Source organism: Virgibacillus sp. DJP39 (assembly GCF_049310925.1).
In the GTDB taxonomy this organism is placed as follows: Bacteria; Bacillota; Bacilli; order Bacillales; family Amphibacillaceae; genus Virgibacillus_F.
The window spans coordinates 16,321-36,845 of record NZ_JBMERP010000007.1; the positions used below are offsets into that span (position 1 = coordinate 16,321).

Below are 20,525 nucleotides of genomic sequence, written 5' to 3' on the forward strand. Positions count from 1 at the left end.
ATTAATTTAATTAATTATCTATATGTAGTTTACTCTTTTTATCAATGGAATACAATACGTTCCCAGACCTATTTATGTGAAACAATCAGTGTAGCTTTTCCAGACAATTGACACGTTTTAACAGTGGAGGGCAATACAAAGTGATTCCCTTTTTCGATGGAAAACTTCTCATTGTCAATCGCAATCACTCCCTTGCCTTCTATTACACTAACCTGCAAAAAGTCCTGCGTTAGTTTTTTCATCACTTTACCATCTAATTCCCAAAGATAGACGGTGAAATATTTCTCCCTAACCAACGTCTTTTCCATTAAGCCATCTATTATCTTCACATGACCATCCGCTTTATAGACCTGATGTGGCACCAAAGTCACTTCTTTTGCCCGTTCCAGATGTAATGCTCTCGTTTTACCATCTGCATCAACTCGGTCATAGTCGTACACACGGTAAGTAATATCAGAGCTTTGTTGTGTCTCCAATATAACAATTCCTTTTCCAATAGCATGAATTGTACCACTTGGAACATGGATAAAATCACCAGCATTTACTTTCACACGCTTCAGTAATTTACTCCATTCATTTTGATCAATCATATTTCCTAATTCTTGCCTGGTTTTGGCATGATGGCCCAGAATTATTTCCGAATTAGGATCTGCATTTAGGACATACCAGCACTCGGTTTTTCCATATGGTTGTCCTTCTATTTCAGTAGCAAATATATCATCCGGATGGACCTGGACTGATAAATCGGCGTTGGCGTCAAGTATCTTGACCAGCAATGGATAATCTTCACTATCAGATTCTTTCCTGTTAAATAATTCCCCGTGTTCATTCCAGGCATCGGCTAATGTTTTTCCTTCTAGCGGACCATTTAGTATTACACTTGGTCCGTTAGAATGAGCTGAAATCACCCAAGCCTCACCAATTTTCGAATGTGGGATGTCGTACTTGTATTCCGTTAGTAATTTTTGACCACCCCATATTCTTTCCTTAAAAACGGGCTGTAAAAAGATTGGTTTATTGTACACTTTGATCCCCCCAATTTAATAGGTTTTTGTTCAATTTTATTATACATCTATTTGACAACTTAATAAATTATAAATACAATTCTATTTTCTGATTTTGGATGAATCCGATTGAGAAAGTTATTATAGCTGGTCTGAAAATAAAGGGGAGATTTTTTCTCCCTTCAAGCTGTCGGAAACCCTCTCGACAAGGGCAGTTTATGCGGATTGGCCGAAGTTCACAGATAAGCTGCTGAAGTTCACAATTGCACACAATTAAAAGAGAGACAAGCTAATCAGCTTGCCTCTCTTTTTAACCACTTGGACATATGACCATTCAAGCAAACGGACTTAAATGCAGGTGCGGTAATGAAGGGTGCTGGGAGCTGTATGCTCGGAGCAAGCTTTGTTAAACGAGGCAAAAAAAATAGGCATAACATCGGCAAACTCAAGTGCAATAACGCTTGAAGACATTAATAACCATGCAGAAAAGAATGATTTAGATGTAATCCATCTATTTGAAAAGATTGGGGATTATTTAGGAATTGGTGTTAACAATATTATAAATATCTTTAACCCTGATCAAATAATTATCGGAAATCGAATGTCGACTTCTGGAAAATACCTAAAAAAAACGCTCGAACAAAGAATGAAAACTCATACCCTTTGGTATCAGCATAGTGACATGGACATTCACTTTTCGGAACTAAACACACACTCTACCGCCTTAGGAGTAGCAGCTATAACGGCAGAAAAGTTCCTTCGTGTTGATTTAGAAAAGAAGGCATTAGAAACCCAAAAATAATTCTGGTTGAATAGAAAAAGCGTAGTTTGCTATCTCCTTACAAACTACGCTTTTTTCATTTTATATTATGTTAAATTAATTGGCTGACCCTTGTCGATAGATTCATAACAAGCATCAATTACACGCATATTGTTTATCGTGTTTTCAAAATCATGGTCAAGCTGTGTTTTCCCATCCAAAATCGCTTGTGAGAGATGCTCTACCTGGTTACGGTATTGATCACCATTAACCGTTTCCGTCCTTTGTACTCCTGATTTTTCAATAATTACTAACCCATCACCACCATTGTTGTCTGGCCGGTAGGCTCTAGGTACAGTAATACGTCCTTCCGTTCCAATTACCTCATACTCACTCCGATGCGCCATACTAAAACTTGAATCAAACGTCGCACGAACGCCGTCCTTGAAAGTTAAATATCCAACAGCATCAGTTTCAACTCCAAGTTTTGGATCCTTCACCCCGTGTACAAACACAGTTTCTGGTTCAGAACGAAGAATATTTCTAATCGAGTGAATGCCATAGCAGCCTATATCATAAATACTGCCGCCACCTTTTTGGTTGTCCATACGTATATTATCTTTATTAGTTAGGAGAAAAGAAAATGCTGCTCGCATAAATGCCACTTCCCCAATCTCACCCGAATCAACAATTTGCTTCACCCTGTCATGCTGAGGATGAAAATAGTACATAAACGCTTCCATGAAAAGAACCCCGTGCGCTTCACAAACTTCTCTCATTTCCACAACATCACCTGCATGAATTGCTGCAGGTTTTTCACATAAAATGTGCTTCCCTTTTTTTGCAGCCTCCATTACCCACTTCTTATGCAAATGATTTGGTAAAGGAATATAAACCGCGTCAATATCTGGATCATTTAATAATCGGTCATAACTATCATATGTACGGTCAATGCCAAATTGTTGTGCTATGGCTTCAGCCTTCTTCAAATCACTTCCACTCGCTATACCCACCACTTCAGCGTTATCAGCTCTCAAAAACGCAGGAATAAGCGCCTTTTGCGCAATATTAGCAGTACTTAAAATTCCCCATTGAACTTTCTTCATGAAATCTCCTCCTAATTACTTTCCCTTGAATCCGATTATACACGAATAGTAGAATAGTAGAAAAGCGAAAGCGACTTGGTCAGGGGTGACACGCATAAGCAGAGGACCGTAGAGTGCCGCTCTTTGCACTCGAAGTGTTCACTGCTTATGTCGCGAACCCCTAGGCGCTGCAGCTGGACAAGAAAAGCGAAAGCGACTGTACAGAAGCAGACGCATAAGCAAGGGTTCAAAAACGCCGGGTTATGCGTTTGAAGTAACCATTGCTTATGACGGCAGCTTCTAGGCGCTGCAGCTAGACACAGAAAAGCGAAAGCGCCTTGATCATAGTCCTACCTTAACCCAGAGTATCTTATCTTTTATCTCAAATTTAATTATGTTCCCGATTGGTACGGCTCTTATTTTATCAATTGAGTTCAGGTCAATTTTGATGACTTCTTTGCTGAATTTCATAAATGGTGGTCTATTTAAAATAACTTTGCTGAGCCAATTCCATTTCACCGGTTTAGCCTCTTCTAATTTCAGGGTTAGAACTCTCCCATTTGCATCGACAGGTCGTAAGCGAGCGTAAAACTTCACAAGACGGAAAAGCACTTTTTTATTTCCAACAATAGTTAAATAACCATCGTCAAAGGACACAGTTAAATCACCTATTTCATTATTTTTGTTCATTGTTTTTTGTAGAGCCAACAAGAATAAATCTGACGTTATAGCTAGTGTTACACCTTTGTCCTTAAGCGAATTTCTAAGTTCATCAAGTCTCTTTTTCATAGATTCGTCCTCCAAAGAATATTCACTTCTTATAATTCCAAATTATCTTCCATTTATCGTCAACAACTGTAGCATAAACATCCTGAACAATACTAAAATTACCGTATTTACTTTTATAATCTTGTGTTACGGTTACACCATAAACGGTTGGGATTGGATCCGCTCCATCTTCTATTTCCCAGTTCAATACTTTAACTGCTTCCCCAAGTGTATAAGTGAAAGTGACCACACCAAAGTGATTCATGAAAACATGTGCACGATCCTGTATATAGCCTCCTTTAGTAAACTTCTCTTGCATCAACGGATGAAACATTGCCCACGATTCAGAAAATGCACCGTCCTGTTCATATGTATAAAAAGTATTCACCGCTTCCTTTGCCTGATCTTCTGGGGGAGGCTCTTTCATGAGGAAGTACAACATAATCACAATACCTGTGGTCACTATCAATAAAAAAATCAATCCGATGCCCCGACCTCTTTTGTTCATGAATGTCAGTCCCCCTTTACAAGCATTACTAACATTTTATTCATTAGGTATGATAAATAGTAGTTGCTATAAAATCAATCTTCTTTCAACCTCGTTCGGACCCGTTTCTCTTTTTCTTTTCATAGCTACTTCTACTTTTATAATAGATGATAAGGGTGGGTTTGGTGGCATCTTTTTAATAAATATTTCATATAAATTATTACCACTTAATTGCATTGAATTTCGATAATAGAAGTAAGGATAGTGTATTGTTGTAGCGGGGATAACTTAACTAAAAAAGGCAACCATAGCGGCTGCCTTTTTTCTATTCAATAAAACTAGTATTAACTAATCCCTCTAAATCTGGCTTTTTCTTCAAAAACTCAAGATCATAAGAAGAATTCGCAAAATCCTGTAGAACTTCGCCGTTTACTTCATACGTAAAGTCAATCCGTTCCCAGGCATTATCAATAACTGACTCGGAAAGCTGTTGATCTGTAATGTCTTTAATTTTTTTAATGGCAATTGTTTTTGCTTCTGCCGGATTATCTTGAATGAACTTAGTTGCTTTTTTGTGTGCATCAACAATACTTTGGACCATGTCAGGGTGGTTTTTAACCAAATCCTGTGATGTTACGAAAACAGCTGCTGGCAATGTTTTACCATAGGCCACGTCTTCTGTGTCCACTAGTACTTTTCCGCTTCCTTCTGCTTCAATCACGGATGCCCATGGTTCAGGAACTGTTGCGGCGTCTACATTACCAGTAGTAAACATGCTTTGATAAGTAGCTGGCTTTCCTGTAACATGCTTCATTGTTCCACCAATCCGTGAAGATGTAATGCCATACTCTTCTTTCATCATCGTTTCGAATTGCACATCATGTGTACAGCCTACGCGCGGTGAAATGAAAGTTTTTCCTTTTAAGTCTTCTGGTGTTTCAATATTAGCACCTTTTCTTGCCATAATTACCGTTCCACCTGTTGAACCTGCAGCTACAACATTAATTTTTGCTCCACTAGTAAAATGGTTCATGGCTGGTCCCGGTCCAACAAGTCCACCTTCAATATCGCCGGTTTCAATAGCGGTCATAAAAGCTGAACCATCAGGGAAATATTGAAAGTTTACTGTTGTTCCATCTGGTAACGTTTCTTCATATAACTTCTTTTCTTCGGCTACCATCCCGGCTACATGGTTAATATTTGGGAAATATCCAATCGTAATTTCTTTTGACTCCTCACTACCTGTTGCTTCCTCACTATTTCCACATGCAGCTAACACAAAACTAAGTGTAACAAGTGCTATGAATAACATAAATTTTTTCATAGATTTTTTCTTCCTCTCTATTATTTAACTAGACCCCAACGTTTCATAATGTTTTTCTCTAATTTAGAAAAAACGAGTTGATCGACGACTGCACCAATCACTCCGATAATGATAATAATTGCAATAACCTGATCCATACGAGCATAGTCCTGTGCGAATCTCAGTGAGTAGCCGAGGCCAGGCCCGTTACTAAGTAATTCACCAGCCATTAGTGCGCGCCAACTGAAAGCCCAGGAAAGCCTAACTCCTGACATGAAGTACGGAATACTTGCCGGAACTTCAACGCGGTAAAATAACCCAAACCCTTTCGTTCCCATTGTTCTGGCTGCGCGTATGAAATGAGGTGAAACATTATGAATTGCCGATCTGACATTTAAGGCCATGACAAATGTACCACCTAAAACTACCACGAATATTACTGCAAATTCAGTAAACCCAAAAAGCATAATAGCTAAGGGAACCCAGACAATGCTTGGGATACTTTGCAAGGCAATTAAGTACATACCAGCTGTTTCATCTGCTTGCTTGGATTTCCCAAGAATCACACCTAAAGTCGTTCCAAGCAGAATAGCCAGTGTCAAGCCAATGAGCAAATGTCTAAAGCTTGCTCCCAGTGCCTTGATAAAATCCCCACCAGCAAACCCATCATATAATGCTGTAAAGACTAGAATCGGAGACGGGAGTATAATTTTCGGGAACACGCCTATTGAAAAAATCAACTGCCATAATCCAATGAGTACGAGTAAAAATAAGACACGTTTAACGACTATATTGAATTTCATTTGATAACTCTTCCTCTAAGACTTTTTTTATTTCACCTTCAAGTAGATTCATGACCCTCTTTTCAAGCTCAATTACAGCCTGATCATCGCGTTCTCTTGGTCTAGGTATATCTACGCTAAAGTCAGATATTACACGGCCGGGACGAGTACCCATCACAATGACCCGGTCCGATAGTTTAATAGCTTCCTGAATGCTGTGTGTAACAAAAAGTATTGTTTTCTGTGTTTCCTGCCAAATCTTTATTAACTCATCCTGCAGAATATGCCGTGTTTGTTCATCTAACGCTCCGAATGGTTCATCCATTAGTAAAACTTTAGGATCCATTGCGAGAGCACGAGCAATAGCAACACGTTGTTGCATCCCACCCGATAGCTCATATGTGAAGTTATTTTTAAACCTGCTTAAGTGGACCATTTTTAAAAAGTGATCTGCACGTTCACTTGCTTCTTTTTTGCTTAAGATCCCTTTTAAAGGAAACATGACATTGTCGTGAACATTCAGCCATGGGAACAAGGAAGGTTGCTGGAATACCATACCACGTTCACGTCCAGCCTGCTTAATTTCTTTATCCTGCAGCAGGATGGAGCCTGTAGTAGCACTTTCGAGCCCTGCTACCATTGACAGTAAGGTAGATTTCCCACAGCCAGAAGGTCCAAGGATAGATACGAATTGATTTTCAGATACCGATAAGTCAATATCAGAGAAAACGTTAAAGGATGATTGCTGATCCTGATCGGTAAAAGTTTTCCCAACATGGTTCAAGTGAAGAAACATTGAACTACCTCCTTATCATTATAATTCCTATAAACATACTTGGTTATACCAGTATACGCATCTCCTACTATTAGTGTCAATTACTTTTAACCACTAAATATTCCCAGATTCTTACTTTATCTTAATAAATGGCAAGACTCGTTGTTATACAGTAAAAAAACACCTACTTTACAAAATAGGTGTTTGAATATACATACGTGTTAAGCAAACTAGCGCAAGTTATACACGAATAGAATCACTCGTCAATCAAATCCATACTTAAATACCGCTCTCCACTATCGGGTGCAATACATAACACACGTTTTCCTTTACCGAGTTTTTTAGCAACTTCAATTGCTGTATAAATGGATGCAGCTCCAGACAATCCTACAAAAAGACCTTCCTGGATTGGCAACTTTCTAAACATGTCAACAGCAATATCATCTTCAATTTGCATAATTTCATCATAAATAGTTGTATTTAAAATATCCGGGATGAAACCTGGACTAGTTCCAACGAGTTTGTGACTGCCCGGTTTTCCGCCTGACAAGACGGGCGATCCTTTTGGTTCTGCAACTGTGATCGTAAGTTCTGGAAACTTCTCCTTCAAAACTTCACCTGTACCTGTAATGGTACCACCCGTTCCGGCAGTACAGACAAATGCGTCCAACTTACCTTCCATTTGTTCATATATTTCTAAGGCTGTAGTAACGCGGTGCACATCAGAATTTGCTTGATTTTCAAATTGTTGGGGAATAAAACTACCCGGATTTTCCTGTTGCAATTCCAATGCCTTTTTAATCGCTCCAGGCATTTTTTCTTCGCTTGGAACAAGTACAACTTCAGCTCCATAGGCTTTTAAAATATTTCTTCTTTCCGTTGTACTATTATCGGGCATGATTAAAATTGCCTGGTAACCTTTAGCGGCTGCGACCATGGCAAGTCCGATCCCAGTGTTACCACTAGTCGGTTCAATAATCATTCCACCCGGCTTAAGCATCCCCTTTTCTTCGGCTACTCGAATCATATTCGTTGCTGCGCGGTCTTTCACACTTCCACTTGGGTTAAACATTTCCAGTTTAACAAAAACATCCGCTGCATCCTCTGGGACAAGCTTGTTAAGCTTGATAACCGGGGTATCTCCCATCAACTCTGATACATTATTTACGACTTTCATCTAAAACACCTTCCTATCTTAATACATTTAATGTCCATTACTAATTTTGTTGCGATTACATCCTCTCAGTTGATAGAATGCTGCGAAGTAACTGCTATGTTTATTTTCTACCATCCTTTACAAAATTGGTGCTGACCCGCCGCTGCGGAAAAACACTCGCTTTCCATGGGGAACGCTTCAGACTGTTCCTTTCCCATTGGAGTCTCGCATTTTCCCGCAGCTTAGGTAACCTTCTGTTCAAGAATTCTCGTAAAAAAAACAGGCTTCATGCTTAGTTTTCTATCTTAGTGAAGGCAGAATACGAAGACTCCTGCGGGAACAGCACGCGTCCGAAGACCCCGGAAGAAGCGATCTTTGCTTCTGAGGAGGCTGAGGCCGTGCCCGCGGAAAGCGAAGTATTCTGCCGGAACGGAGTCGAAAAAGTTTTCACAACGTCGCTTTTTATAGATTTTATGTCAAACTACAATTTCTTATAAAATAGCTTTTTTACAAACTAATCTCGTTTAAACCAATCATACCCATTATCGGTCAACATTATGACTACACATGAATTCCCTTTGGTGGAGCGAAATTAAGAAATCTATAATCATTCAAACGTACCCTTAACAATTACATTTCTATTTTTCACCATTTGACAACCTTTTGCAAAAACATGATCCAGCTCAAATGTATCTTTTTCAAAAATTAATAGATCTGCATCTGAATCCTCAGTCAAAATGCCTTTAGACTCAAAACGTAAAGCTGTGGCTGCGTTGGAAGTAACCAGCTTCAATACGTCTTCAAGTGGTAATTTATAATCTTTTACAGTAGAAATGATCTGCTTTAACAAAGTTTGTTGACTGGCGACTCCCAGGCCAATTAGATTACCTGCTTCATCAAATTTAGGAAGACTGCCATTACCATCAGAAGAAACAGTCAGTTGCTCCATATCCCCACCATTTTCCTTAAAATAAACGATCCATTCCGGCGTATCATCAGCAGCAGTTATGTCAACAAACGCACCTTTTTTAGACAGAGCTATTGCATCATCCATTAGCTCCTTGCTTCTATTGATATGCGTTGCATAGATTTTAGAAGGTGGTATTTCATAATCTTCTACTAGTTTATGTAAAATTGACAACCGATCTTTTCCCGGTCCCACGTGAAAATGGGTAACTCCAGCTTTCTTACTTAATAATCCTCCAACTCTCGCTTCCGCAACAAGCTTTGCGATTTCATAAATGGACGGTTGCGCAGACCTTGAATCTGAAATTGCAATTTCACCAGCACCAATTACTTTATCAATAAGAATCACATCATCTTTTACCGAAGAAGTGATGGTTGGGGTTGGGACATGGTAGTTACCTGTATAAATATAGGTAGTAACACCTTCTTCCTCCAGTCCTCTTGCCTTAGCCAGTAATGACGTCATATGACGAGTTGTTCCATCAGTTCCTAAACAGCCCACTACTGTTGTAACTCCTGATCGTACGATATCGCTTAACTGTAATTCAGGAGTTCTGGTAGCAAAACCTCCTTCACCCCCACCTCCGATCAAATGCACATGTGGGTCAATAAATCCTGGGGTTACAATTTTACCTGTTGCATCCACAACTTCAATAGTAAGTCCAAGCGATAATAAGCTGTTTTCATCGATTTCACCAATTTTGATAATCTTTTCCCCAATAATTAATAAATCAAAGGTGCCTATGTATTCAGGATTATAAATTTCGCCATTCTTTATAAGTGTATTCAATGCAATGCACGCACCCTCTATTATTTTTTATAATACTAACAATTCCCATGGTAACTTTCTCACTGTATTAATTTTAGCATACTTACAATTTCCTCTAAATAAGAAAGTATTGTTAGTCGGTAGTCCGCATAAGTATAAGATAGAGGTGGTGCGCATGTCTTTTAGAGAATACATAACCGAAGACACATTAGAAATGCTAGAAACATTAATAGCTAAGAAAAAGGAACTCAAGAAGTTAACCAGATCTCAAAACAAATATTTCATAATTACAGTTACCTTGATTTGTGTTTTATTTATTTCTGTATACCTGTTTATTCTTAATAATTCAGATACCAATATACTTTTTGCTGTATCTGACTTTTTCAGCAATATTTATAATCTTCTATTGTTACTATCGGCGGTTGCCTCTCACATAGGACAGTTAAACTATAAGAAACAAGTTAAAAAAGTAAAAGAAGGCTTTGAAGAGCTACGAATAGAAACGATTGAACATCTTGACAATACCTGGTACATCACCAAACATTCCCATATAATCAACCAAATATCTTCCTACATGGAACAACATCAAATTAACATACGCTACAAAAGCTAAAAAAGGTGCCAGGCACATATTACAATAAATGGAATATGTGCCTGGCACCTTTCCGGTTATTTCCAGAAGTGTATTGCTGTCTGGACGTATAGTTGAACTATTATGTAAAACACGATGGCATATTTTCCGTTAAATTGGATGCCGTTTTTGAATAGACTTAATCCATTGGAGGCGCTTAATACAATGACTGGCATTATTACTGGTGATAATAATATGGAAATAACGCTGCCTGATGTGATCGTCAATACAATCAATTCTGGTGGGTATGGCAGTGCGACATTTTGTAATAATCCTGCAACTAAAACCATTACGGTTAATGGGCCCAATCCAATGAACCCCAGAAAGATAACAATAAATGGAAGAAAATACAAAAAGTTAATAAAAGGAAAAACCGATTGCACATATTGTACTCCAGCTATAAATGCTGTACCGAATCCAGTTTGATTTAACCCATTGATGAGGACACCTGCAGCCAGCATAATGCATAGCTGATACGATTGCTTCAGCATATCCTCAGAAAAATATACTTGTGTGTGCTTCACAAGCTTTTTGGTACTTTTTTTAGCCAAGTAATAAAACAGCGTCCATACTACCACTACAATTGGAATGGTGGTCATTAGATTTGCAGCATAGACTCCATGTAAAAGAAAAATAGTACCAAATAAAGTAATGAACAGTAACATGAATTCTATCACTTTCTTTTTCAATTCTTTCCTATTCGTATAGCTGCTTAACACATTTTCAATTTCACTTTGAAGCGCTTCCGTTAAATTTATTCCATATTTTTTTTCCTGAAAATAAGAAAATATGACCGCTGTAATAGACCCTAGCGCTGCCATCCCAAACCCTTGCAGGATAGCTACCCACAAAGAAGCTTCTAAGGTCTCCACTGCAAAAATAAAACTTGGGATACTAATCACCCACATAGTGGACAAGGCAAATGCACGCAGGAGAGCAGTTCCTTTAAAATTTTCCCATGCTTCTCCTGTTTGGTTTTTCAAAATAACTGTTACAAATTGATACATCATTGGAATAGACCCAAAAAGTAAAAAATAAGAAATCACTTGGGTAAATGAGACAATTCCAAAGTAAAATTTTCGACTTGTATTAATTCCCTTATGGGCAAAAGCTAAAATTTCTTCAATATACGGCTCTTCTCTCAACACCCAGCCTATCATTGGAACAATCACTAATAGTCCGATAATGCTCCGCATCTGAAGAAATCCATGATAAAGGCCATCTACAGTGGAACCCTCAGAGTAAAACAAAACTAATACACCTGAGAGAAACAGAAAAAGTGGTAATTTAAATTGTTTTACAGTTATAGTGAACGCAGCAAATAACAGCGTGAGAAAGCCACAAAAGGACAAAACATACAACAAAAAATCCACCCTGTAAAAATAAGTGAAAAAGTGAAGAAGTGTATAGAAGGAAATAGCGATTTTTAGTCCCAAGGCTGTTAACTGCTTCATCACATAAACTCCTTATAACTTACCTATCATCCAGTAACTTCACGCTACTCAAGTAGATAGGCACCAGTAAACCAGTGCCTATGCCAATTCTTTTTGTATATTGTTGAGATCTTCCATTTCTCCACTAACCAATAGTCTGTCTCCTTCTTGAAGAATGGTATTTCCATGCGGCACGACTACCTTCCCGTGCCTGTAAATATGCAGGATAAGAGACTCTCCAAGAAATGACAGGTTCATAATTGGCTGCTGATTATAATTGGAATTGTTGACAATAATTTCTTTTATGGTCTTATTATGATTTGTTATTAGACGAACTAGGCCAGGATTATCAATAAGTGCTTTTAATAGGGTTCTAGTTGAATACAATGTGGAGTATATTGTAAACCCTTCCTCAGATAACTGATCCTGTAATGATGTACTTTCAATCCGTAAGACAACGGTTTTGATACCTAATTCTTTCGCATGCCTGCCTAGTTCAATATTAGTTGCGTCTACTCCAGTTGCTATAACAATTTTGTCAGCTTTAAATGCATTATGTTCATCTAGTTGTTCTACCGTTAATTCACTCACATGAATATGTGGGAATAAAGATTCTTCGTTTTCTTGTTTCTCCTGCGCACTATACAAACGTACAACTGATTTCTCTTCCATCTTATCCCGAGCAACAAGCAAAGTTGCGGCATTGGCGCCTATTATAGAAATTTCCTGTTGTTTTGGCCCACCATTGGACATCGGAAATAACTTCGTAAACGTAATTGGTGAAATAAGACAGGTTAAAATGGACACTAATATAATTGCTCCATTCAGAACATCATCAATAACACCAAGTTCAAGTGCAATAGAAGATGCAGCAATCACAAGACTTAATTTGGATGTAGTTAATATTCCTATACTTAATGTTTCTTTCCAGGAATACCACTTTTTAAGAACAAGTGCCGGAATCACCTTAGCAAGATACATAAACACTAATAAGATTGGCATTAATAATAATGTTTTTCGATCAACAAATAGTTCCCAGATATTCAGCCTAGCTCCAACCATAACGAAAAAGATTGGGATAAAAAATCCGAATCCAAATGAATCCAGTTGCCGGGTGAATTCTTTGTTAGGAGCAAGCAAAGAAATAATAACTCCTGCTAGGAATGCGCCTAAAATATTTTCTGCACCAATTGTTTCCGACAAAGAAACAAAAAATAAAATAAGCGCAAATACTCCTCTGGTTCCTAACTGCACAGTTCCTTTCAACAAATTATCAAACAGTTCGAAGTTGAAATATTTTTTTATCATTTTGTAAGCAAGGAAAACTGCCAGGAAAAGCACTAATAAAAGCAGGACTTTCATGCCTTCCTGATCACGAAACATAGCGTAAACAGTTAAGAGGATCATAGTTGTAAAATCTGCAATAACAGTAATGAGCAGAATAACTTGCCCTAATAGCCCCTCGGTGAGATTTTTTTCTTTAATAACCGGTACAACAATACCGAGTGAAACAGTTGATATGATTAAAGTCATCAAATAAGGATCTTTTATCAAACCGAGCATTACTAATACGTATGACAACAAGAAAGATACACTTATAATCAGACTAAAGATAACGAGCGATACCTTAATAGGGTTCGGTAAATTTCCATCCTTTTTTTTCTTCTTCTTCTTAAACAAACTAAAGTCGATTTCCAAACCACTAATAAACATTAGGAAAATGAAACCCAAAAGCGATAACAATTCTAGCATTGGATCTTCTAATATTAGATTAAAACCACTTTTTCCAATTACTAACCCTGCAATGATTTCAGCAATAACAACAGGTATAAATCGTAAATTAAACCGTTGTAAAATAATTGGAATAAAAAACGCAATTGCTACGACAATCATTAGGGATGTCAGAGAATGATGCTCCATAAAACACCTACTTCTAAATTATATACCAATAAGCCTACCGAATTTTGGATGTTTTTACAATAGAATTGTTTCAAAGAAATTCATACCATGCTCTTTTCGTGACAAACTACCTTTAACAGGAGGAATATCTTCCTATGAAAAAAAGTTTGAAAGGAGCATGATTAATGGATGAAAAGAAGAAAGCGTCTGACACTAGGAAACCTGAAATTGAAAGAGAGAATACTACTGAAGTGGAACACAGCACCCCCCATCCCCAAGAGAAAAGCCTTAGAGATGTAAACTTTGCCCCAAGTGAGAATACGTATATATCTGGACGGAATCAACCAAATGACTAAAAAAGAAGATAAACAGAAAAAAGACAAGATGTAGATAAAGGACAGAAGGAAGCCGGGTGTTGACTTATCGTACGAAGGTGAGGGAAGTATCGCTAGTCTCTGGGCGCTGGAGCTAGATGTGGCTGTTACTGTATGCAAGCTTAACAAAGCAAATTTTTTATACTATAAAAAATCCCTAGCCCGTAATTAAATTGGGTAGGAACTTATTTTTGTAAAACTTAAATACCAAACGTGTTTCCTCCATTAACTGACAGCGATTGCCCAGTAATGAACTTTGCCTCTTGAGAACTTAAAAAGACTACCATATTAGCAATATCGTCAGGCTCACCCATTTCCCGGAGAGGAACACCCTGTCTGTAACCATCGTATTTAGCAGAGTCTTTATCTTCATGCCGTTCAACAGGTATAAAGCCAGGATTGACTAGATTTACAGTTATCCCAGAAGCTCCTAACTCATTTGCCCAAGAACGTGTCATGCCAATTTGAGAAGACTTTGCTGTTACGTAATTTGCAAAGTTCGGATTGCCTAATTGAACAACTTCACTGCAAATATTGATGATTCTACCTTCTTTTTTCTTCTTCATCCCTGGTAAAATTGCTTTCGTTAATAATAAAGGAGCTTTTACAAAAAAATGAAGCTGATCCAGATAATCGTTCCAAGTGCTATCCTCAATCGACAGTTCTGGCTGAGGCCCAGTTGCATTGTTCACCAAAATATCAATGGTCCCCTTACACTTTTCCTGAGATTCTTCGATTAAAGCAGTCACCGCTGCTTCGTTGGTAATATCACCTTTTACCGCAAGAGCTTGTCCACCATTAGATTGTATGTGCTCTACTGTTTTTTCTGCCATTTCCTTATTGTTAGCATAATTAATAATAACCATTGCTCCTGCTTCAGCCAGATTCATACTTATAACTTTTCCAAGGCCTCTTGATCCACCGGTTACCAGTGCAATTTTTCCTTCCAAACGCTGATTCATGCAATTCCTCCTTACTTATGTATGGTTTCTTTTTAGTTTAGCTTAATTCTATGTTGATTAAAAATATAATCTAAAAGATTTACACATTCCCCCGAGATTGTTTCTTTCTTGACACCAATTTATGATTTTAATATAATTTTCCCACAATTAAAATTTCAGAGAATAAAAGGAAAGAGTTAAAGTGAAAGAAAATAATAGCCTTGAACAATTTGGCTACAAACAGGAATTAAAGCGTTCATTGTCCTTTTGGGACTTACTTATTTATGGGTTAATATTTATGGTACCAATAGCACCTATTTAACCCTGATACCTTCAGTATGAGTGTTGTCATGGGTGCAGTTTCTATTGCAGTGTTAAGCTTCTTAGGTTTTGATGCAATTTCTACATTGTCAGAGGAGTCAGCTGATGGCCCCAAAGCAGTCGGTAAGGCAACGATTTACTCCCTGTTAATTGTTGGTGTATTATTTATGGTACAAACGTGGGTTGCAGCTTTAATCTTTCCTAATTTCAATGACTTTGAAGATATAGGAACTGCTTTCTATCAAGTTGCAGAGATCGCTGGCGGTGAATGGCTAGGTGTGCTAACTGCACTAGCTACTGCTATAGCTTGGGGGATTGCTGATGCCCTTGTTGCACAAGTCGCGATTTCCAGAGTCCTGTTCAGCATGGGACGCGATCGCAAACTCCCAGCTTTCCTGGCTAAGGTTCAACCTAAACATAAAACACCTTATGCCAGTATTATTGTAGTAGCTATTATTTCACTTATCGTTGGGTTATTGTTCATGGGTGATATTGGTATATTGTCATCATTCGTTAACTTTGGTGCTTTAACTGCATTCCTTTTCCTACATGTAAGTGTATTTTCCCATTACATTGTCAAAAGCAAAAGCAGAAATTTCTGGAGTCACTTAGTACTCCCACTAATTGGTTTTATTGTAATGGGCTATGTATGGTTAAACTTAGCAACACAAGCAAAAGTACTTGGCTTTAGCTGGATTGCAATTGGTGTCGTAATTACTTTATACTTTGCTTTAACCAAAAAAGATGCAAAAATTGATTTAGACTAGTTTATTCATTAAAAATATCTAAAGGAGCGTGAAACAGATGAGTATTCATCATCATAATCACACACATTTAACTATTCATGATATGAAGTCCCATATGCATTACGGTTGGGACAAGGATATTAAACCGATTGCAGAGGTGGATTCTGGGCAAACCATCACATATGATATTTTAGAGTGTTCAGGTGGTCAGTTTTCTAAGAATTCTACTTCAGCTGATCTTGAAAACCTGGATTTTGAAAAAATTAATCCAGTAGCTGGACCGGTATATGTTAAGGGAGCACAACCTGGAGATACATTAGAAGTAGAAATGCTTAATTTCAGACAGCTTGAATGGGGATGGACTGGTATTATTCCTGGATTCGGACTGTTAGCAGATGAATTTAAAGAGCCCTATTTAAAAACGTATGATTTATCACGAGCCAATACAACAGAATTTCTCCCGGGGATTGATTTATTTATTAAACCATTCCCCGGCACAATTGGGGTTGCATTACCTGAAGAAGGAAACTTTAGTGTTGTTCCTCCAAGGAAAAACGGTGGAAATATGGATATACGCCATTTAACCCGTGGAACGAAACTATACTTACCTGTCGGGGTTGAGGGTGCATTGTTTTCCATTGGTGATACACATGCTGCCCAAGGTGATGGAGAGGTATGCGGCACTGCCATTGAAGCTTCAATGGAAACAACGGTGCGTTTCAAGTTGCATAAAGGTAAAACCATTGCCGAGCCACGGTACGAAATTCCAGGAGCTCCAACACCTGAAGCGGATAGCAAAGGATACTATGTGACAACAGGACATGGAACCAGTCTTGTGGAAGCATCAAAAAATGCCATTCGCTACATGATTGAACATATCGTTGACACATACGGAATGTCGGACCAAGAGGCGTATGTACTCTGCAGCGTTGCCGTCGACCTCAGAATAAGTGAAATAGTTGATATGCCAAACATGCTCGTATCAGCCTTCCTACCAAATGCAATATTTAAGTAATCATTTAAAGGCTTACACAAAGTAAGCCTTTTTTTAATGGCAAACACCCCCAATCATTATTCGACAAATTCCGAGTGGCGCCTGGCACTTTCTCCAGGTTTATCCAAATCTCCATTTATCCGGATTTGAGAGTCTGAGAGCATCTCTGAAGCGATGAGAGGTATATATCTCTAAATGACAGCGCTTACCATTGTTATATCGCTTATATGCACCTGACTTGTGTAAAAACCCTTGAACTATATGTGTGAAGTGGTATTATAACTACGGTAAGACAAAAGAAAAATAGACCTTTTATACAATTTAAGTAATGTTTTTTTAAAACCAAAATATAAATAAAAGATTGATGTATTTATCAAACGCACCCATACGAATAAAAGGAATTCCAATCCTTATAAGAAAAATACATGAATCAAATAATTAATGAACCTACTTAAACCGATTTTCCTCAATTTATAAAAACATGAGGCATCAATGAATCAAAACTAGAAGGAAGTGTTGACTTGACACCTGATATTGAAGCACAACGCATCGTAATTAAAATTGGAAGTAGTTCACTTACCAGTATGAATGGAGAAGTGAGCAGAAGAAAACTTGAGAAGATTGTGGAAGAAGTTGTTCGTCTAAAAGATGACGGACATGAAGTCTTGCTCGTTTCCTCTGGGGCTGTGGCAGCCGGGTACCGCAGACTTGGTTTTCTCACCCGACCAGATTCACTACCTGAAAAACAAGCATCTGCATCTGTTGGTCAGGGTCTACTAATTGAAACCTACTCAGATATCTTCATCTCACATGGCTACGTCGCTTCACAAATATTAATTACACGAAGTGACTTTTCTGATGAACTTCGGTACAACAATGCAAGAAATACCATTAATGTATTACTTGAAAGAGGTATTGTACCCATAGTTAATGAAAATGACACAATCTCTATGGATTTCTTGAAATTCGGGGATAACGACACATTATCAGCAAAGGTTGCAGGGCTTGTTGATGCCGATCAACTAATTATTTTATCTGATATTGATGGTTTATACGACGCTGACCCACGAAAAGATGAAAATGCTAAATTATTGCGCGAAGTTCATGAAATCACACCTGAGATTGAAGCTGCTGCTGGTGATCCTGGAAGTGCAAATGGTACCGGCGGAATGAAATCCAAAATTGACGCCATTAAAATTGCTATGGCATCTGGAATAACATCTTTCTTGGGTAATGCATCATCAAAAAACATAGTTTATGACGCTGTACATCAAGAAGCAAAGGGGTCATACTTTGAACCACAGAGTTCCCTTCAGAATTTAAATCATAAAGAACAGTGGATTGCTTTCAACTCCGGTCCTGAAGGTGAAGTGACAGTTAACCATACAATTAGAGAAGCAATAATTAATGATAAGATCAGCTTAGCTCCGACAGACATTCACTCGATAAGTGGACGATTCGATAAAGGAGCTGTTGTGACGATTATAGATGTCGAAGGTGAAATAATTGGTCTAGGCGTCGTAAGCTATTCTTCCCAAGCTTTAAACAGATTAATTAACCAAACTGAGGTTGAACTGAAAAACTATGAAAATGTCGCCATTGAAAGTAAACATCTGGTATGTCATTTAGATGCAGAAGTACCTGTAAACAATTTAATTACAACAACTTAACCTGGAGGGATTAGATGACCGTTTCAACTGAAAAAGTGAACGTGGAAGAACAAGCTAAACTTGCCAAAAAAGCTGCTAAAACCTTATCTATATTAACAACAGAAGAAAAGAATGAAGCACTTCTGACACTTGCCGACACATTAGATAATGGCTATGAAACAATTTTAAAAGCGAATGAAGAAGATTTAAAACTTGGGCATGAAAAAGGCTATGACGAGGCATTTATTGACCGTTTAACACTTACTAAAGAAAGAATTGAGGAATTTGCTCAAGGTCTGCGTGATGTTGCTAAATTAGATGACCCAACTGGGATTGTTCAATCTGACTGGACCCTTGATAACGGGTTAAACGTTCAACAGATTACCGTGCCACTTGGTGTTATTGGAATGATCTATGAAGCACGTCCAAATGTAACTGTAGATGCTACTGGTCTTGCATTAAAGTCAGGTAATGCGATTGTCTTAAAAGGTGGATCATCAGCAATAACTTCCAACAAGGCTATTGTAGAAGTTATCCATCAAGGGTTAGAAAAAACGAAGATACCAAAAGAAGCTGTTCAATTTATTGCAAGTACTGATCGCGCAGCAACACAACAGTTATTCACTATGAAAGAACATATCGATGTACTTATTCCTCGAGGAGGCGGTTCATTGATTAAGGCAGTTGTAAACAATGCAACAGTTCCAGTCTTGGAAACAGGTGTTGGTAATTGTCATCTTTATATTGATGTAGATGCAGATGTTCAAAAAGCATTAGCTATTCTAGTCAACGCAAAAACAGACCGTCCAGCAGTTTGTAATGCAATTGAAACCGTTATTGTTCATCAGGACTGGCTTGAGGCAAATAAAGTTGCACTAATTGAAACACTTAAGCAAAACGACATCAATGTTCATGGTGACGATACTATCGTAGAAATGATACCTGGCGCAGTTCCTGCCAATGAAGGTGACTGGGCAAATGAATATTTAAGCAAAGATATTGCGATTAAAACAGAAGCAAATGTGACGGATGCAATCGAGCACATCGAACTTTATGGCACAAAGCACTCAGAGTCAATAATTACTGAGAACAAAAAAACTGCTGAGATATTTATGAAACTAGTTGATGCCGCTGCATTGTACCATAATGCTTCTACTCGTTTTACTGACGGTAGCGCGTTAGGATTTGGGGCAGAGATCGGAATCTCAACTCAAAAGTTACATGCACGTGGCCCAATGGGACTACCTGCTCTAACTACAATAAAGTATTTAATGCATGGGAACGGACAAATCAGATAGACAAAAAGAAACCAGGGGGATTAAATTTAATCCTCCTGGTTTCTTTTATAAAATTTGTCCAACGTTTAATTTTCTCAAGTATCCTGATCCTTTTTTTGCTATTTGCTCAATCAGATTATACAAAACAAATATGCATCGGATGAATAGTAATATCTTTTTTAGTAGTACTTATACAGAGCCTTTACAGTAAGTTTATTGCACCATGGTTCCACCATTTTGCCTTAACTATCCTTGGAAAACATCCAGCTTTTATTTCACATTGGTTCTAAGCCAGTCAAAATTGATAGAACATATCTAAAAGTAAATTTTAAATCCACGTCCGCTCTTCCATAAAACATAAAGTAGACCGATCAATACCGTCTACTTTATGTTTTATAGTTCTTC

18 protein-coding genes and 2 pseudogenes are annotated in these 20,525 nt (G+C 37.9%); 7 read left to right on the forward strand and 13 right to left on the reverse strand.

Annotated elements, in window-relative coordinates:
- Positions 1 to 68: 68 nt before the first annotated feature.
- Positions 69 to 1,025 carry a mannose-6-phosphate isomerase, class I gene (gene manA / locus ACOI1D_RS04360; protein WP_422499530.1) on the reverse strand — a complete coding sequence of 319 codons (957 nt, stop codon included), beginning with the start codon at positions 1,023 to 1,025 and terminating at the stop codon, positions 69 to 71.
- 296 nt (positions 1,026 to 1,321) lie between these two features.
- On the opposite strand from manA, the pseudogene ACOI1D_RS04365 reads away from it, so the two are divergent.
- Positions 1,322 to 1,806: pseudogene (locus tag ACOI1D_RS04365) on the forward strand (ROK family protein); the annotation flags it as partial.
- 65 nt (positions 1,807 to 1,871) lie between these two features.
- Here the strand turns inward: ACOI1D_RS04365 and ACOI1D_RS04370 are convergent.
- The 9 genes from ACOI1D_RS04370 to iadA form a co-directional block, all read right to left on the reverse strand.
- Positions 1,872 to 2,870, reverse strand: coding sequence for a Gfo/Idh/MocA family protein (locus tag ACOI1D_RS04370; RefSeq protein WP_422499532.1), 999 nt, complete (start codon positions 2,868 to 2,870; stop codon positions 1,872 to 1,874).
- Between the two features lie 321 nt (positions 2,871 to 3,191).
- Entirely contained in the window at positions 3,192 to 3,638 is a 447-nt protein-coding gene (locus tag ACOI1D_RS04375) for a hypothetical protein (protein WP_422499534.1), read from the reverse strand.
- A 22-nt stretch (positions 3,639 to 3,660) separates the two neighbouring features.
- Positions 3,661 to 4,125 (reverse strand): hypothetical protein, encoded by a 465-nt coding sequence (locus ACOI1D_RS04380; protein WP_422499535.1) that lies wholly within the window; start codon positions 4,123 to 4,125, stop codon positions 3,661 to 3,663.
- A 66-nt stretch (positions 4,126 to 4,191) separates the two neighbouring features.
- On the reverse strand, positions 4,192 to 4,341 hold the full coding sequence (locus tag ACOI1D_RS04385) for a hypothetical protein (RefSeq protein WP_422499537.1): 150 nt from the start codon (positions 4,339 to 4,341) through the stop codon (positions 4,192 to 4,194).
- Positions 4,342 to 4,429: 88 nt separating this feature from the next.
- Positions 4,430 to 5,428 carry an ABC transporter substrate-binding protein gene (locus ACOI1D_RS04390; protein ID WP_422499538.1) on the reverse strand — a complete coding sequence of 333 codons (999 nt, stop codon included), beginning with the start codon at positions 5,426 to 5,428 and terminating at the stop codon, positions 4,430 to 4,432.
- A 20-nt stretch (positions 5,429 to 5,448) separates the two neighbouring features.
- Entirely contained in the window at positions 5,449 to 6,210 is a 762-nt protein-coding gene (locus ACOI1D_RS04395; protein WP_422499540.1) for an ABC transporter permease, read from the reverse strand.
- Positions 6,188 to 6,985 (reverse strand): ABC transporter ATP-binding protein, encoded by a 798-nt coding sequence (locus ACOI1D_RS04400; RefSeq protein WP_422499541.1) that lies wholly within the window; start codon positions 6,983 to 6,985, stop codon positions 6,188 to 6,190. Before ACOI1D_RS04400 ends, ACOI1D_RS04395 begins: the two co-directional genes overlap by 23 nt.
- Positions 6,986 to 7,220: 235 nt before the next feature.
- Complete coding sequence (cysK, locus tag ACOI1D_RS04405; protein ID WP_422499543.1) at positions 7,221 to 8,141, reverse strand: cysteine synthase A; 921 nt, start codon at positions 8,139 to 8,141, stop codon at positions 7,221 to 7,223.
- Between the two features lie 586 nt (positions 8,142 to 8,727).
- On the reverse strand, positions 8,728 to 9,876 hold the full coding sequence (gene iadA / locus ACOI1D_RS04410) for a beta-aspartyl-peptidase (RefSeq protein WP_422499544.1): 1,149 nt from the start codon (positions 9,874 to 9,876) through the stop codon (positions 8,728 to 8,730).
- 154 nt (positions 9,877 to 10,030) lie between these two features.
- Between iadA and ACOI1D_RS04415 the strand changes: the two genes are divergently transcribed.
- Positions 10,031 to 10,468: a DUF2663 family protein gene (locus ACOI1D_RS04415; protein ID WP_422499545.1), complete on the forward strand. Its 438-nt coding sequence runs from the start codon at positions 10,031 to 10,033 to the stop codon at positions 10,466 to 10,468.
- Between the two features lie 56 nt (positions 10,469 to 10,524).
- Here the strand turns inward: ACOI1D_RS04415 and ACOI1D_RS04420 are convergent, their stop codons facing one another.
- Both ACOI1D_RS04420 and ACOI1D_RS04425 read right to left on the reverse strand, forming a co-directional pair.
- Positions 10,525 to 11,940: a hypothetical protein gene (locus tag ACOI1D_RS04420; protein WP_422499546.1), complete on the reverse strand. Its 1,416-nt coding sequence runs from the start codon at positions 11,938 to 11,940 to the stop codon at positions 10,525 to 10,527.
- Between the two features lie 78 nt (positions 11,941 to 12,018).
- On the reverse strand, positions 12,019 to 13,839 hold the full coding sequence (locus ACOI1D_RS04425; protein ID WP_422499548.1) for a cation:proton antiporter: 1,821 nt from the start codon (positions 13,837 to 13,839) through the stop codon (positions 12,019 to 12,021).
- A 164-nt stretch (positions 13,840 to 14,003) separates the two neighbouring features.
- On the opposite strand from ACOI1D_RS04425, the gene ACOI1D_RS04430 reads away from it, so the two are divergent.
- Positions 14,004 to 14,174, forward strand: a complete 171-nt coding sequence (locus ACOI1D_RS04430; protein ID WP_422499550.1) for a hypothetical protein — start codon at positions 14,004 to 14,006, stop codon at positions 14,172 to 14,174.
- 218 nt (positions 14,175 to 14,392) lie between these two features.
- Here the strand turns inward: ACOI1D_RS04430 and ACOI1D_RS04435 are convergent, their stop codons facing one another.
- Positions 14,393 to 15,154: an SDR family oxidoreductase gene (locus tag ACOI1D_RS04435; RefSeq protein WP_422499551.1), complete on the reverse strand. Its 762-nt coding sequence runs from the start codon at positions 15,152 to 15,154 to the stop codon at positions 14,393 to 14,395.
- A 311-nt stretch (positions 15,155 to 15,465) separates the two neighbouring features.
- Between ACOI1D_RS04435 and ACOI1D_RS04440 the strand changes: the two are divergent.
- The 4 genes and pseudogenes from ACOI1D_RS04440 to ACOI1D_RS04455 all read left to right on the forward strand — a co-directional run.
- Positions 15,466 to 16,221, forward strand: a pseudogene (locus tag ACOI1D_RS04440) (APC family permease); the annotation flags it as partial.
- Positions 16,222 to 16,258: 37 nt separating this feature from the next.
- Entirely contained in the window at positions 16,259 to 17,215 is a 957-nt protein-coding gene (locus ACOI1D_RS04445) for an acetamidase/formamidase family protein (RefSeq protein WP_422499552.1), read from the forward strand.
- A 500-nt stretch (positions 17,216 to 17,715) separates the two neighbouring features.
- On the forward strand, positions 17,716 to 18,864 hold the full coding sequence (proB, locus tag ACOI1D_RS04450) for a glutamate 5-kinase (RefSeq protein WP_422499554.1): 1,149 nt from the start codon (positions 17,716 to 17,718) through the stop codon (positions 18,862 to 18,864).
- 14 nt (positions 18,865 to 18,878) lie between these two features.
- Entirely contained in the window at positions 18,879 to 20,141 is a 1,263-nt protein-coding gene (locus tag ACOI1D_RS04455) for a glutamate-5-semialdehyde dehydrogenase (RefSeq protein WP_422499556.1), read from the forward strand.
- Positions 20,142 to 20,525 lie beyond the last annotated feature (384 nt).